We start from the raw sequence: 14,376 nt of genomic DNA, 5'->3' as shown, positions 1-14,376 counted from the left end.
CACTCACGACGGACGCTCACCGCACGCGCTCAGCGGTGGCCCGGATCATCCAGAAGCCAGCCACCCGCGGCGAGCCTGCGCTAGGTAAACTGCGGGACTGAGGTGAGCGCCGCGCTCAACTCCCGAACCGCCGTCGGGCCTCCAGCGACGAACCAATTCATTCCGTTGACCTGCACGACGGCGGTGTCCCCACCTGCGGCACGGACGATCGCCTTGCCCGGCAACCAATCCCATTCCGGGCAGCTGTGCTGGAACCAGCAACCGAGTTCGCCGTCGGCTACGCGGCCCAAGTCGCATGAGCCGGAACCGAACATGCGCAGCGACGCTGCGGAAACGGCGGCAGCATGCCACGGCATGGCCGTGCGGGGATCGGCAAGCCACGTGGGATGGATGTAGGTGGCGGCGCAGATCCCAGCAACCGAGGCTCCGCCTGGACCCGAGATGGGCTCGCCATTCAACGTGGCAGCGTGCTCCTGGCCGCCTAGCCACAACTTATCCAACTCCGGTTGGTAAATGGCGCCAAGCACCACGGACGGGTCAACGGTACGCTGCCCGGCATCTGTCCCGTCGTCGTGCTTCAGCGCGATTGCGGAGCACCAGTAGGTGGATCCGTGCAGGAAGTTGTACGTGCCATCCACAGGATCGATCACCCACGTACGGCCGCTGGTTCCGGAAACAGATGCGCCTTCCTCACCCAAGATGCCGTCCTCCGGGCGGCAGCGTCGCAGCTGTTCCATGACGTAAGCCTCGGCCGCGTGGTCAGCTGCCGTGACGACGTCGGACACCGAGGTCTTCCGTTCACCTTCCAGCCCGCCCATGCGCATGAGGAGGGCGAGCTGGCCTGCTTCCCGAACCAAGGCGCTGGCCAGTTGGTAGTCATCGAGCGTGGGGTCCAGTTCAGTTGCGGTGTGCCTGCCGGTGGTCATGGTTACAGCTTATGTGGCGGGATAATGAATACCATGGCCAAAACACAAGCGCAGCGCATCAAGAAGCACGGAGCCAAGGCAGTGGTTGTGGATCACACCCCGCCTCCCGTGATCAAACCGGCCGCCGGCACCAGCACGCCTGCCGGGCGCTCGCCGGAGCAGGCGCCGAACAACTCAAAGCTGATCGTGATCGCCGGTGTTGTGGCCAGCCTGTTCCTTTTTTGGTACCTGCACTTGCTCACGCTGAACCAGATGACTCAGCTCTCGGGCGGGATGGCCATGCCCGACTCGCTGATCGGTGGGTTCTCGACCGATTACATCACCCACCTGCATGCCGCAATGGATGATGCCGCCCGCGGGCAGCTCAGCTATCTCCACAAGACCGCTGGGACGCTGTTTCCGCTGATCTTCGGCTTCAGTTGGCTTCTGCTGATAGGGACCAATGTGTCCCGCAGGTCGTGGCGACGGGCCATGTGGGCCGCTCCCCTGCTCTTCGTGGTGGCCCACTTGTGGTCCAACATCGCCATCGATTCGATGGTGGCCGCGGCCACGCCCGACGCCGGTTTGGTGGCCTTGGCCTCGGCCGTCACCGTTGCTTCCTGGGTACTTTTCCTGCTGAGCATCCTTTGTGGCGCGGCAGCGGTATACCTCGGCCGAAAGCGGTCAAAGCAGGCTCGGGCGGAACAGGCTCGGGCGGAACAGCGGGATCAGCGCTAGCGAGCAGCTTCTTTCCGTGCCTTGTGAACGCGACGGGCGATCACCAACCCGGCTACGGCCAGGCCGATCGTCACGGGATATCCCATGAGCCGTTCCAGCAGGCCGGGTTCCGCCACCTCCATCCGCGTAAGGCCTCCCGTCACCAGAGCCACAAGGGAAACGAGACCGCAGGCCAACAGGAACCAACTGACCGGGGTCTGACGGAACCACAGGATTCCCAACAAGAGGAGCGTTACGGCTCCCCCGCCAAAGAACATCAACGCCCCGGCGAAGTGCCACGGTGAATGCAGGTCCTCTGGAACCAGCCCCACCACTACGGTTCCCACACCCGCGACTCCCGTGAGAATCCGGATGGCTACGGCCATGATCCACGGCGGGGCAACCAGCCTGGCCCGGGCGGCATCGGAAGGGTTGTTGGAGCTTTCGACCAGCCGGAACCGTTGCGGTTCCACGCCGGGGCGGGCTGCCACCGACAGCAGGCCGGCTGTGAGGAAGATGGCGCCGAAGATCAATGCCAGGCCTTGGACCACAAAGGAGGCGTTCATCAGCTCGTGCAACGGCGAACACACGGCGCGATCGTCATATATGCCGCAATATTTGGCCCCGAGATCGCTGATGAGTCCGGTGGCCCTGCTGTACGGCTCGGGTCCTGCCCAAGCCTCGATGACTGCAGCTTCAGCAAGGAAGTACTGGAGCACACTTAGCTGCGCCCAGGCACCGATGTCTGCCCTGATCCGCCGGACGGAGTGAAGGATGGAGCCGGCTCCTGCCGTTACAGCCGCATGACCTTTCATGGAAGCCAGCCTAGCGGTGTTCGAGCACTGCCCTGCCAGCTTGTATGCTTGTAGTCGTGTCCAGGACCTGGAGCTCCAGCAGCGGGATTTGAGCCGTGGACACACAGGCCCTCGTAGCTCAGTGGATAGAGCACGGCTCTCCTAAAGCCGGTGTCGTTGGTTCGATTCCAATCGAGGGCACTTGAACCACCAGCAGCCCCCCGAGGATTTGCGGTCCTACTTGGCCGGAAACTGGAGGGTGAAAAGGGATCTCGTGGACCGCTCCACCGGCACCCGCGGCACCTTTACCGGCGTCGTGCGTTACCTCCAGAACCTCGACGGCGGCCTTGACTACCGTGAAGACGGCACCATGCACTGGCCTACCCACTCGGGCCCGGCCTTCCGCGAGTACGTTCTCAAAGCCGGGCCGGATGCCGCCTCGATGGACGTATTCTTCCCCGACGGCAGGCCATTCCACGTCATGAGCTTCTCCGAGCAAGGCCATCAGGACGAGCACTGGTGCGATCCGGACGATTACCGCGTCAACTACAGCTACCTCGGGCCGGACTCGTTCAGCTTCAGCTGGGACGTGCGCGGCCCTGCCAAAGATCTGTTGCTCACATCGCACCTGAGCAGAATCGACTCCGGGAGGTAAATGTGCGCCATACCGACACGGACCTAATCATCGTCAGCGCCGTCTGCGTCTACAACAGAGAAGGCCACCTGCTGACCGTGCGCAAGCGCGGCACGGACAAGTTCATGCACCCCGGCGGCAAGCCGGAACAGGGCGAAACCGCCGCCGAGGCTGCCTCGCGGGAACTCGCCGAGGAGGTCGGCATCGACGTGCCGGCGGCGGATCTTGAACCGTTGGGCGTGTGGCTCGCGGCCGCCGCCAATGAAGCTGCCACGAACATCGAGGCCACGGTTTTCACTGCGCCCGGAACGTGGGAGGCACACCCGTCCGCGGAGATCGCGGAGATTCGGTGGCTGGACGTCGCCGCTCCCCTGCCCGATGACCTGGCCCCCTTGCTGACCGACCACATCATCCCGCTGCTGACCCCGCCCAAGTAGCTCGCAGACGGGGCCCAGCAGCTGGCAGATGGCTTAGAGCTCGGGCAGCGCTTCCTGGACAGCCGCGGTGGCCTCAGCGAACTGGGTTTGGTACAGCTCCGTATATCGGCCGTCGGCGGCCAGCAGTTCTGTGTGGGTACCGCGCTCCACAATCGTTCCGTCCTCAACCACCAGAATGACGTCCGCGGCACGGATGGTGGAGAGGCGGTGAGCAATCACGACGGCGGTGCGCCCCTCGAGCGCCTCCCCCAAGGCTGCTTGGACTGCTGCTTCGTTGGTGGAGTCAAGCGCGGCAGTCGCCTCATCAAGAATCACGACGCGCGGCTGCTTGATGAGCAGGCGGGCAATGGTGAGACGTTGGCGTTCGCCGCCGGAAAGCCGGTAACCCCGCTCCCCCACCACGGTCTCCAACCCGTCAGGCAATGACCGGACCATGGGCTCCAACCGGGCCCGCCGGATGACACTCCACATTTCTTCCTCGGTGGCCCCGGGCCGTGCGAGACGGAGGTTGGAGGCAATGGTTTCGTGGAACAGGTGCCCGTCCTGGGTCACCATGCCCAAGGTGTCCCGCAGCGAATCAAAGCGGAGATCGCGCACGTCAACGCCGGCGCCTGGCCCGTGTCCGCCCAAACGCACGGCTCCGGAGTCGACGTCGTACAGCCGCGAGAGCAGCTGGGCCACGGTGGACTTACCGGCACCGGAGGAACCCACCAGGGCCACCGTTTGTCCCGGTTCCACCCTGAAACTGATCCCGTGGAGAACCTCCTCGCCGCCCCTGGTATCCAGGGTGGCGACATCCTCAAGGGAAGCAAGGGAGACCTTGTCCGCGGAAGGGTAGGAGAACCGGACGTCGTCGAATTCCACGGCAACCGGCCCTGCCGGAACAGCCACGGCATCCGTCTTTTCCGTGATGAGCGGCTGCAGGTCCAGAATCTCGAACACCCTTTCAAAGCTGACCAAAGCGCTCATGATTTCAACCCGGGCGTTCGACAGCGCGGTCAGCGGAGCGTAGAGGCGCGTCAAGAGCAAGGCCAGAACCACCACGTCGCCGGGCGCCAACTGCCCGCCGAGCGCCAGCCACCCACCGAGGCCGTACACCAAAGCCAAAGCAAGCGCCGAGACCAGGGTCAGGGCGGTGACGAACGTGAACTGGAGCATTGCCATGCGGATGCCGATGTCCCGCACACGGCCTGCCCGGGCCGCGAACTCACGGGACTCCTCGTCCGGCCGGCCGAAAAGCTTCACCAAGGTGGCGCCCGGGGCTGAGAAGCGCTCCGTCATCTGGGTGCCCATGGCCGCGTTGTGCGCTGCCGCCTCGCGCCGCAGATCGGCCAATTTGGAACCCATGCGCCGGGCCGGAACGAGGAAGATCGGCAGCAGGATCATGGCGAGCACCGTCACCAGCCACGAAGTATTGAGCATGACGGCCAAAGTCAAAGCCAGGGCCACCACGTTGCTCACCACGCCGGAAAGTGTTCCGGCGAAAGCGGACTGCGCGCCGATGACGTCATTGTTCAGCCGGCTGACCAGCGCGCCGGTCCGGGTTCGTGTGAAGAAGGCAATGGGCATCCGCTGCACGTGATCGAACACGCGGGTACGGAGGTCCACGATGACGCCCTCACCGATCGTGGAGGACAACCATCGGGTCAGGAGCCCAACACCGGCCTCGCCAACAGCCACGATGGCGATCAGGATGGCAAGCCACACTACTTTGTCCACTCCGGACTTAGCGATTAGCGCACCAACTACCTGGCCTGCGAGCACCGGAGTGGCAACAGCCAGGAAGGCGGCCACGATTGAGGCGATGACGAAGGCGATCAGCTTTGCTTTGTGCGGAGCAGCGAAACCCAGCACCCGCTTCAGGGTGGCCCGGGAAAATGGCTGTGAGCCACTCTTCGCCGTGGTGATGTTGTACAGCGAGCTCCAAGCCACGCGGTCCATGCTCATTGGTTACTTCTCCTGGCTTGAGGTGTGATGCAATTCCTGGACTTGGCCGTTTTCCAAGTGCCAGCGCGAGTCGAGCCGCACGTTCTCCAGAAGCCGGCGATCATGGGTGACCAGCAAAAGCGCGCCTTCGTAGCCCTCCAGCGCCTCCTCGAGTTGCTCGATTGCCGGAAGATCCAGGTGGTTGGTAGGTTCGTCGAGCACTAGAAGATTCACGCCCCGGGCCTGGAGCAGGGCAAGCGCGGCACGCGTCCGTTCACCCGGGGACAACGAATCCACCGTGCGTGAGGTGTGGTCCGCCTTGAGACCGAACTTGGCCAGCAGCGTGCGAACTTCTGCACTGTTCCAGTCTGCCAGCACAGCCTCCACGGCGTCACCGAGCTGCCGTTCGCCGTCGAGCAGCCCGCGGGCCTGGTCGATCTCGCCAATGGCCACCGAGGCACCCATGGAAGCGTCGCCGTCGTCGGGTTCCTGTGTACCCAGCAACAGGCGCAGCAGCGTGGATTTGCCGGCGCCGTTAGGGCCCGTAATACCGATTCGCTCACCGCCGTTCAGCTGGAGGTTGACCGGTCCCAGCGTGAAGTCGCCCTGGCGTGCGACGACGTTACGCAAGGTGGCCACGACGGCACTGGAACGCGGTGCTTGGCCGATGCTGAACTGCAATTGCCATTCCTTGCGCGGCTCCTCCACCTCGGTAAGCCGCGCAATCCGGGACTCCATCTGGCGGACCTTCTGAGCCTGCTTCTCGGAGGACTCAGTACTCGCCGCGCGGCGGATCTTGTCGTTATCCGGGCTCTTCTTCATGGCGTTGCGTACACCTTGGGAGCTCCATTCCCGCTGTGTGCGCGCGCGGGACACCAGATCCGCTTTGGTGTTGGCGAACTCTTCGAAGCGCTCACGGGCATGGCGTTTAGCCACAGCCCGCTCCTCGAGGAAAGCCTCATAGCCGCCGTCGTACACAGCAACGGAGTTCTGGGCAAGATCGAGTTCCACCACGGTTGTGACACAGCGGGCCAGGAACTCACGGTCGTGTGATACCAGGACCACCCCGCCCCGCAAACCTTGGACAAAGGCCTCAAGGCGGGCAAGGCCGTCCAAGTCGAGGTCGTTGGTCGGCTCGTCAAGAAGCACGACGTCGAATCGGCTAAGCAGCAGCGCGGCCAACGCAACGCGGGCAGCCTGGCCACCGGAGAGCCCGGTCATCAGGGCGTCCGCGCCAAGTTCCAGGCCCAGGTCGGCAAGGACGGCGGGAATCCGATCGTCAATGTCGGCAGCTCCGGACGCCATCCAGCGATCGAACGCCAACGAGTAGGCATCATCAGATCCAGGGGCACCCGAGCCGAGCGCTTCTGCCGAGGACTCCATCTCTGCGGTGGCTTGGGCGCAGCCGGTACGCCTGGCGATGTAGGCCGCGATGGTCTCGCCCTCTACGCGCTCATGTTCCTGCGGCAACCAGCCGACGAAGGCATCCGACGGCGCCAAGCTGACGGCCCCTTCTTGGGGCTGGTCCACGCCCGCGAGGATGCGCAGCAGCGTCGACTTGCCGGCCCCGTTCGCGCCAACGACCCCCACAACGTCGCCGGGAGCCACGGTCAGGGACAGCTTGGAAAAGAGGGTACGGTGGCCATGACCACCTGCGAGATCCTTGGCCACCAAGGTTGCAGTCATTGTCAGTCCTCAAAACGCGAGATTCAGGCCGCGATATGCGCAGGCATGGAAAAACCCGTTGGTCCGGACTTGGGGGGTGTACGGACCAACGGGTTCAAGCATCAAGCATAATTCAATGTGGCGTCGGCGTAAAATCGTCGTGGCCCGAACATCACCCCGGCCCAAACTTCATCCCGGAAAGACCCACATGCCGTTACAGTCCAAGTCGTTCCAACGCTGGCTCCATGGCGTTGCGCCACATGCCAGCACGGCGGACGTCTGCAGGATTGCCGGGATCAAACGGACAACGCTGGCTCAGCAACTGGTCCGCGGCAAGGTGGCGGAGTCCACTTTGGTGAGCATCAGCCGCGGCTTTGACATCAACCCGGTGCAGGCACTCGCCACCTTCGATCTCTACGCCGTCCTTCGAGGTGACCCGGTCCCTCCCACAGCCGGCGAACTGGTGAGCCAAATAGCAACAGTTGACCTGCTCCGGGCAGTGGTTGAACGCAGCCAACCAGGTTCCATCCCGGCCATGGTCCTGTCCGCCACACCGCATCCCACCGCTGTGCGGAACTGGGTGGACGCGATCGACGACGGCGAGTTGCGGCACCGGGTCAGCCAGGCAACCGGAATCGCGCCACAGAATTTCTCGGCACATCTGACCGCGAACAGGCTTCCCCCGGAACTGGCCATCGCTACTTCGCGCGCTGCCGGCGTCGGACCCGCTGGCGGGCTGGTGGCCGGCGGATTGATCACTGAGGCGGAGGCGGGGTGGCCGCCAAACGCCCGGCAAGAAGCCTTGGACGCCATGACGCAGGGCGAGCTGGTGACGCTGGCCGGAGAGCGGCTCCAAGCCCTCGGCAAAACGTTGCGCCGCCAAGAACAAGACCACGAACGCACTGAACGGATTTGGGAGAACCTCGGATGACGGCTGTCCTGCCCTGGGCCACGCTCGTGGTCTGTCTGGCTATCACCATTGCTCGGCTACCAAGCTTGTTGCGGGGTGAAAATCGGGTTCTGTTCTACATCTTCGCGTTGATGACCCTGGATATCCTCCTCAGCATCGAAGGCCCCTACCTGGCGCTGGACGCTGTGCTCGGCGGCGTCAATGTCACCAACCTCATCCTCCGTTTCCTCCTGTACGGAACGTTCCTGTTGATGGGTGTCAAGATCGCCATGGGGTTCGCTTCCGCCTCGGCCGAACGCGCCATCCGTGGCCCGTGGGGGCTGACCGTCCTCGGCCTCACGGTGGGGCTGACCACGTTCTTCTTCGTCATCACGGACACGCGGGGATCCACAGTGGGCATGAACGGGCTGACGTGGGGACCTTCCATGGAGGCCTACGCGGCGCTGGGTCGCTTCTATCCCGGATTCGTTGCCGCGTGCCTGCTGCCGGCGATCTGGCGCACTGTCACAGGACGACCCCCGGCGTTACTGCGCGGCGCAGCCGCGCTCCTCTTCGTGGGCCTGGCCCTCCTGCTGGTATCGCAACTGTTCCCGCTGATCCCTGCAGTCCACCTATGGCTGCGCTCGCTCATCAACTACTCCGCGGTGCTCGCTACCGCGCTGGGCCTAGCGGGAATATGGCTTTCCAAGGCGTACGCGCGTCGTAAACGTAAAATTTCGGTTTAGGACTTTCACAAAAGCATTAGATCGTGGCACAATCATGAATGTGTGAACGAGGCAGCGACCCAACACCGGAGACAGGGAACGGGTCTCCGGCGGAAGTGGCGCTCATGTGAACGCAATTGGGGGGATGAGTGGTGGCGGACTGTTGGGGACCGCCCCCACTCAGCCTTTTTAAGCGGCAATCAGGCAGCATCTCTTCGTTTCCCATGGCAGGTGACCGGACCGGCCCGTCACGATGACTAAGATTGCTCCATGACCACCGTTCACACACGCCGCTCTGTCCTCGCAGCCACTTTGGCCTCCGCCGCCCTGGCACTCTCTGCGTGCGGTGGAGGTTCCACATCAGCACAATCGGGTGGAGATACTTCCTTGTCCGACGTGAAGTCCAAGGGCGAACTCGTTATTGCCACTGAGGGAACGTACCGCCCCTTCACCTTCCATGCTGAAGGCGCAGGCGACCTCACCGGCTTCGACGTCGAAATCGCCAAGGCCGTGGCCGGGAAGCTGGGGGTCAAAGCCACCTTCCAGGAAACCCAGTTCGACGGTATCTTTGCCGGCCTTGACGCCAAGCGCTTCGATGCCATCGCAAACCAAATCTCGATCAACGATGACCGCAAAGCGAAGTACAACCTCTCGACGCCGTACACCGTTTCCACCGGCGTCGTCGTCACCAAGTCCGATAACTCCAGCATCAAGAGCTTCGCTGACCTGAAGGGCAAAACCACTGCCCAGTCGCTGACCAGCAATTTCTACAAGATGGCTGTGCAAGCCGGAGCAAACGTCCAGGCCGTTGAAGGCTGGGCCCAGTCCGTGACACTGGTTCAGCAGGGACGGGTGGACGCCACCGTCAATGACAAGCTCACCTACCTCGACTACGCCAAGACCAACCCGAATGCGGGACTGAAAGTCGCCGCCGAGGCACCGGACAAGAGCCAAAGCGCCATGGCCTTCCGGAAGGGCGCGAACGAACTCACCAACGCAGTGAACAAGGCCCTGGATGATCTCCGGGCTGACGGGACGCTCGCTAAGATTTCAGAGAAGTACTTCGGCTCGGACGTCACCAAGTAGATGAACTGGGACCTCGTTTGGAGTTCCTTCGGCCCGCTGATCACCGGCGCAGTGACGGGGACTATTCCCCTGACCCTGGCGTCCTTTGCTTTCGGCCTGGTACTGGCACTGGTGGTCGCCCTCCTGAGGCTTAGCCCCAACTGGCTGCTTGCAGGGATCGGACGCTTCTACGTCTCCGTGATTCGCGGAACGCCACTTCTGGTGCAGCTGTTCGTGATCTTCTACGGCCTGCCCAGTATGGGGATCAAACTGGATCCGTGGCCCAGCGCCATCATCGCGTTCTCCCTGAACGTCGGCGGCTACGCTGCCGAAATCATCCGCGCCGCGATCCTGTCCGTGCCCAAGGGGCAGTGGGAAGCCGGCCACACCATCGGCATGTCCCGCCCGCAGACCCTACTGCGCATCATTCTCCCCCAGGCCGCCAGGGTGTCTGTCCCGCCCTTGTCCAATACCTTTATCTCGTTGGTCAAGGACACGTCGCTGGCGTCCCTGATCCTGGTCACCGAACTGTTCCGGAACGCCCAGCAGATTGCTGCGTTCAGCCAGGAGTTCATGGCCCTGTACCTGCAGGCAGCCTTGGTCTACTGGGTCATCTGCTTGGTCCTGTCCACGGCGCAGTCCGCCGTGGAGAGGAGATTGGACCGCTATGTCGCCCACTAACCATTCCTCCTCCCCCTCCGTGTTGAAGGCCAGGAACCTGGCCAAGGCTTTTGGCAGCAACACGGTGCTGAAGGATATCGACATCGATATCCACCGCGGGCAGGTCGTGGCCCTTATCGGACCTTCGGGTTCGGGTAAGACAACGGTGCTGCGGTGCTTGAACGGCTTGGAAACTCCCGACGGCGGAACGGTCACCTTCGGCGGGACCGGCGTCGATGGTGATTCTTCCGCGGGACTATCCATCGATTTCGCTGCCAAGGTAGGCAAGAAGGACGTCGCGGAGCTCCGCGACCGCAGCGCCATGGTGTTCCAGCACTACAACTTGTTCCCGCACATGACCGTGCTGAAGAACATCATCGAGGGTCCGGTCCAGGTCCAGAAGCGGCCACGCTCCGAGGCCATCGCCGAGGCAGAACGGCTGTTGGAGCGTGTGGGGCTCGCCGATAAGCGTGACGCTTATCCCTTTGAGCTCTCAGGCGGGCAGCAACAGCGGGTGGGCATTGTGCGGGCTCTCGCCTTGAAGCCGCAGCTGCTTCTGTTCGACGAGCCGACGTCGGCTTTGGATCCCGAACTCGTGGGCGACGTCCTGGGTGTCATCAAGGAACTCGCCGAAGAAGGATGGACCATGGTGATCGTGACCCACGAGCTCGCGTTCGCCCGAAATGTCGCCGATGAGGTTATCTTCATGGACGGCGGTGTTGTGGTGGAGCGCGGTCCGGCGGCAGAGGTGCTGCGCGCACCCCGTCAGGAACGGACCAAGCTCTTCGTCAAACGCCTCCAGCACGACGTCTGAGGTGGACAGCTAGCGGCTGAAGCGCAAAGTCACCAGCTGGAACGGACGCAGCACCAAGTGGACGGCAGAATCCTCTGCCGCTTCAACCGCTGCCACTCCGCCGGTTGTCATTCCAACCGCTGCTATTACGTCTGCTGACGGGGACCGTTCCAACAAATCCGTCGCGGTCGCCGCTGTCGCAGCGAATCCGGGCGTGACCGTGCCCGTGGAACGCTCTCCCAGGGATTCGTACAGGCGGACGATGACATCGCCCGATCCGTCCTCGGCCAGCTTCACGGCTTCGACCACTATCCCTGGGTTGGACACGGACACCAGAGGCTCTACCGGCCGGCCACCAGCGACGAACCTGGGCTTGAGGTTGGTCCGGTAGCCTTCCTCCACTGCGTCCGCGATGCTGGCTCCCGGGCGGATGGTCAGTTCGAGCGTGTGCTCGCCGCGGTCCGCGTCCGGGTCCGGGAAGGTGGCAGAACGCAGCAGCGAGGTGCGCACCGTCGTCGTGGTTCCACCATCCGGGCGGACGGCCCTGGTGACGTCATGTCCGTAGCTGGATGAGTTACTGACGGCCACGCCGTAACCCGGTTCGGCCACATGGATCCAACGGTGCGCGCAGATCTCGAACTTTGCCGCGTCCCAGGAGGTGTTGGTATGCGTCGGCCGGAACACGTGCCCGAACTGCGTTTCGGACGCTGAACGGTCCGCCCTGATGTCCAGCGGGAAGGCGATCTTCAGCAGTTTTTCGCGTTCTTGCCAGTCCACGGTGGTAGCAATCCCCAGCGACGGCGAACCGGCGTCGAGGGTTATGCGCTGCGTGATGGCGGACGTGCCCACCTGGCGCTTGACCACAACGACCACCCCGCCAGCCGTCCGTTCGACGACGACGGCGTCCGCGTGCGTGAGCGGCGTGACGTTGCGGCGGTAGAACTCTTCAATGTCCCAGGCGTCCCATTCGTTGGGTGTGTCCCGGAACAGCTCCAAGAGGTTGCCGGCCTGGCCGGGGGCGATCGCGTTGCGGCCGCTGGCGTGGTCCACCAAGGAGGTGAGCAGGCCGTTGGCGTCCATCACTGCGCGGATGATTCCGTTGTCCAGGATGATGCTGTCCGCTTCGGTCACCTGAACGGTTGAGGCGGGGGCGCGGGTTTCGGCGGCCCCCAGCGCCACTACGCCGTCGCGCTGATGCGGCGTGGCATTGAGAAGGAATTCCGTCCCGCCGTGCCCCACTAAGGCTTGGGCTGCCTCGGTGATGATGGCTTCAAGGTCGCGGGCAATGGCATCGTAGTTCCGTTCAGCGTCCTGGTGCACCCAAGCGATGGAACTACCTGGCAGGATGTCATGGAATTGCTGAAGCAATACCAGCCGCCACAGCCGCTTGAGCTCGTCCCGGGGATAGAGGTAAGCGGCACCGAGGCGGACTGCTGCGGTAGAGCACCACAGCTCCGCTTCCCGCAGCAGGTGCTCACTGCGACGGTTACCACGCTTGGTCTTGGCCTGGCTCGTGTAGGTTCCACGATGCATCTCCAGGTACATCTCCCCCACCCACACCGGTGGGTTGGCATATTCGGCCTCAGCAGCGATGAAGAAGTCCTTTGCTGTCCCCATCCGGACCTTGGGCGAGCCTTCCAGGTCTTCCGTGCGATGCGCGGCGGCCACCATCTCCCGGGTGGGCCCGCCGCCGCCGTCGCCATAACCGAACGGAACCAGGGACATGGTGCCGCGGCCATGCTCACGATAATTCCGCTCCGCGTGGGCCAGTTCCCGCCCATGCAACTCGGCGTTGTAGGTATCAACCGGCGGGAAGTGCGTGAAGAGCCGGGTACCGTCGATGCCTTCCCACAGGAAGGTGTGGTGGGGCATGCGGTTGACCTTGTTCCAGGAGATCTTCTGGGTGAGGAACCAACGCGAACCGGCCTCCTTGACGATTTGCGGGAGGGCCCCGGAGTATCCGAAGGAATCGGGCAGCCAGGCTTCCTGGCATTCGACGTCGAACTCTTTCAGGAAGAAGCTTTTGCCTTCGATGAACTGGCGGGCCATGGCTTCCCCGCCAGGCATGTTGGTATCCGACTCCACCCACATTCCGCCCACAGGGACGAACTGCCCGGATTTCACCTTTTCCCGGATGCGGACAAAGAGCTCCGGGAAATATTCCTTGATCCAGGCCAACTGTTGGGCGGAGGAACACGAAAACACAAAATCCGGGTTCTCCTCCATCAATGCCACCACGTTGGAGAACGTACGGGCGCACTTGCGGATGGTTTCACGGACCGGCCATAGCCACGCCGAATCGATATGAGCGTGTCCGGTGGCCAGCAGTTGGTGGGCAGAAGCGTAGGCCGGTCGGCTGAGAACCTCGGCCAATGCTTCCCGGCCCGCTGCAGCCGTCCCCGCGACGTCGTCCGGGTCCATGACATCAAGCATGTGTTCGAGCGCCCGCAAGATCTCTTGTCGGCGCGGTAGCTCCACAGGAAGCTCGTGCATCAAACCGTTCAGCGTCCAGACATCCTGGTTCAGTTCCCAGACTGTCTCATTCAGTTCCGCGATGGCGATCCGGCCCAACCGGTATTGGGGCCCCTGGCCGGACGTTGCCTTGCTGCCCAGCGGTGTGGGAGCGAACGACCACCCCTGTGAGACATCGGGATTTGCAGCGGCCTCCACGTAGAAGTCCACGGACATTCCGCCACCCAGCAGTTTCAGCGGAACGTGGTAATTGCGCGGCGAGATGGCCTTGATGATGCTGCCGTCAGCGGACCAGGCCGTGCCTTCGCATTGGAAACCGGGTACGTCGCTTGTGAAGCCCAGGTCCACCACGATCTCCACGGCCGTGGCGTCGCCGCTGCCCCATCCCTGGGGAACCTCGCCCTGTAAGCGCAACCATTTGGTACTCCACGCCCTGCCCCACGGTGCTCCGTGCTCCTGCGGACTGAACACCTGCCTGATAGCCTCCGCGGCCGGAACCGGTTCATCGGGCGCTTCCCAGCTGCTGAGGCGCAGTGGCACGGACCTGCCATAGATGGCCGGAAGAAGGCGATCCCTGACAAACCTGTCCAGGCGCTGTTCAGTGATCCGGCGGTCATCGTGCAATGAATTCCCCTTTGGGCATCAGCTTTCGGTCGAGGCTGGCAGCATGCTCCCCGCGAGTTGACGCAGGCGG

13 protein-coding genes and 1 tRNA gene are annotated in these 14,376 nt (G+C 63.4%); 9 read left to right on the top strand and 5 right to left on the bottom strand.

Annotated elements, in window-relative coordinates:
- Positions 1 to 80: 80 nt before the first annotated feature.
- Positions 81 to 926: an inositol monophosphatase family protein gene (locus QRN04_RS00540; protein WP_284974193.1), complete on the bottom strand. Its 846-nt coding sequence runs from the start codon at positions 924 to 926 to the stop codon at positions 81 to 83.
- Between the two features lie 33 nt (positions 927 to 959).
- Between QRN04_RS00540 and QRN04_RS00535 the strand changes: the two genes are divergently transcribed.
- Positions 960 to 1,643 carry a hypothetical protein gene (locus tag QRN04_RS00535; RefSeq protein WP_284974192.1) on the top strand — a complete coding sequence of 228 codons (684 nt, stop codon included), beginning with the start codon at positions 960 to 962 and terminating at the stop codon, positions 1,641 to 1,643.
- Here the strand turns inward: QRN04_RS00535 and QRN04_RS00530 are convergent.
- On the bottom strand, positions 1,640 to 2,437 hold the full coding sequence (locus QRN04_RS00530) for a hypothetical protein (protein ID WP_284974191.1): 798 nt from the start codon (positions 2,435 to 2,437) through the stop codon (positions 1,640 to 1,642). The two genes, QRN04_RS00535 and QRN04_RS00530, sit on opposite strands and share 4 nt — an antisense overlap.
- 107 nt (positions 2,438 to 2,544) lie before the next feature.
- Here QRN04_RS00530 and QRN04_RS00525 point away from each other — a divergent pair.
- The 3 genes from QRN04_RS00525 to QRN04_RS00515 all read left to right on the top strand — a co-directional run bounded on the left by QRN04_RS00525 (position 2,545) and on the right by QRN04_RS00515 (position 3,487).
- Positions 2,545 to 2,617: transfer RNA gene (locus QRN04_RS00525), tRNA-Arg, on the top strand.
- 1 nt (position 2,618) lies between these two features.
- Positions 2,619 to 3,071, top strand: a complete 453-nt coding sequence (locus QRN04_RS00520; RefSeq protein WP_284974190.1) for a DUF6314 family protein — start codon at positions 2,619 to 2,621, stop codon at positions 3,069 to 3,071.
- Positions 3,072 to 3,073: 2 nt separating this feature from the next.
- Positions 3,074 to 3,487: an NUDIX hydrolase gene (locus QRN04_RS00515; RefSeq protein ID WP_284974189.1), complete on the top strand. Its 414-nt coding sequence runs from the start codon at positions 3,074 to 3,076 to the stop codon at positions 3,485 to 3,487.
- 33 nt (positions 3,488 to 3,520) lie between these two features.
- On the opposite strand, the gene QRN04_RS00510 is transcribed toward QRN04_RS00515, so the two are convergent.
- Together QRN04_RS00510 and QRN04_RS00505 are read right to left on the bottom strand one after the other, a co-directional pair.
- Positions 3,521 to 5,434: an ABC transporter ATP-binding protein gene (locus QRN04_RS00510; RefSeq protein WP_284974188.1), complete on the bottom strand. Its 1,914-nt coding sequence runs from the start codon at positions 5,432 to 5,434 to the stop codon at positions 3,521 to 3,523.
- Positions 5,435 to 5,437: 3 nt separating this feature from the next.
- Positions 5,438 to 7,099, bottom strand: a complete 1,662-nt coding sequence (locus QRN04_RS00505; protein ID WP_284974187.1) for an ABC-F family ATP-binding cassette domain-containing protein — start codon at positions 7,097 to 7,099, stop codon at positions 5,438 to 5,440.
- A 187-nt stretch (positions 7,100 to 7,286) separates the two neighbouring features.
- On the opposite strand from QRN04_RS00505, the gene QRN04_RS00500 reads away from it, so the two are divergent.
- From QRN04_RS00500 to QRN04_RS00480, 5 genes are all read left to right on the top strand, one after another.
- Positions 7,287 to 8,009, top strand: a complete 723-nt coding sequence (locus tag QRN04_RS00500; RefSeq protein ID WP_284974186.1) for a hypothetical protein — start codon at positions 7,287 to 7,289, stop codon at positions 8,007 to 8,009.
- A complete protein-coding gene (locus QRN04_RS00495; protein ID WP_284974185.1) occupies positions 8,006 to 8,713 on the top strand; it encodes a hypothetical protein in 708 nt (235 codons plus the stop codon). The genes QRN04_RS00500 and QRN04_RS00495 overlap by 4 nt, the downstream gene beginning before the upstream one ends.
- Positions 8,714 to 8,962: 249 nt before the next feature.
- A complete protein-coding gene (locus QRN04_RS00490) occupies positions 8,963 to 9,778 on the top strand; it encodes an amino acid ABC transporter substrate-binding protein (protein WP_284974184.1) in 816 nt (271 codons plus the stop codon).
- Positions 9,779 to 10,438, top strand: coding sequence for an amino acid ABC transporter permease (locus QRN04_RS00485; RefSeq protein ID WP_284974183.1), 660 nt, complete (start codon positions 9,779 to 9,781; stop codon positions 10,436 to 10,438).
- Positions 10,425 to 11,231 carry an amino acid ABC transporter ATP-binding protein gene (locus QRN04_RS00480; protein WP_284974182.1) on the top strand — a complete coding sequence of 269 codons (807 nt, stop codon included), beginning with the start codon at positions 10,425 to 10,427 and terminating at the stop codon, positions 11,229 to 11,231. The genes QRN04_RS00485 and QRN04_RS00480 overlap by 14 nt, the downstream gene beginning before the upstream one ends.
- A gap of 9 nt (positions 11,232 to 11,240) precedes the next feature.
- Here the strand turns inward: QRN04_RS00480 and QRN04_RS00475 are convergent, their stop codons facing one another.
- Complete coding sequence (locus QRN04_RS00475) at positions 11,241 to 14,306, bottom strand: alpha-mannosidase (protein WP_284974181.1); 3,066 nt, start codon at positions 14,304 to 14,306, stop codon at positions 11,241 to 11,243.
- Positions 14,307 to 14,376: the final 70 nt, after the last annotated feature.

Origin of the sequence: Arthrobacter sp. efr-133-TYG-104 (assembly GCF_030208915.1) — a bacterium.
In the GTDB taxonomy this organism is placed as follows: domain Bacteria; phylum Actinomycetota; class Actinomycetes; order Actinomycetales; family Micrococcaceae; genus Arthrobacter.
This window is presented reverse-complemented; position numbering and strand designations above follow the sequence as displayed.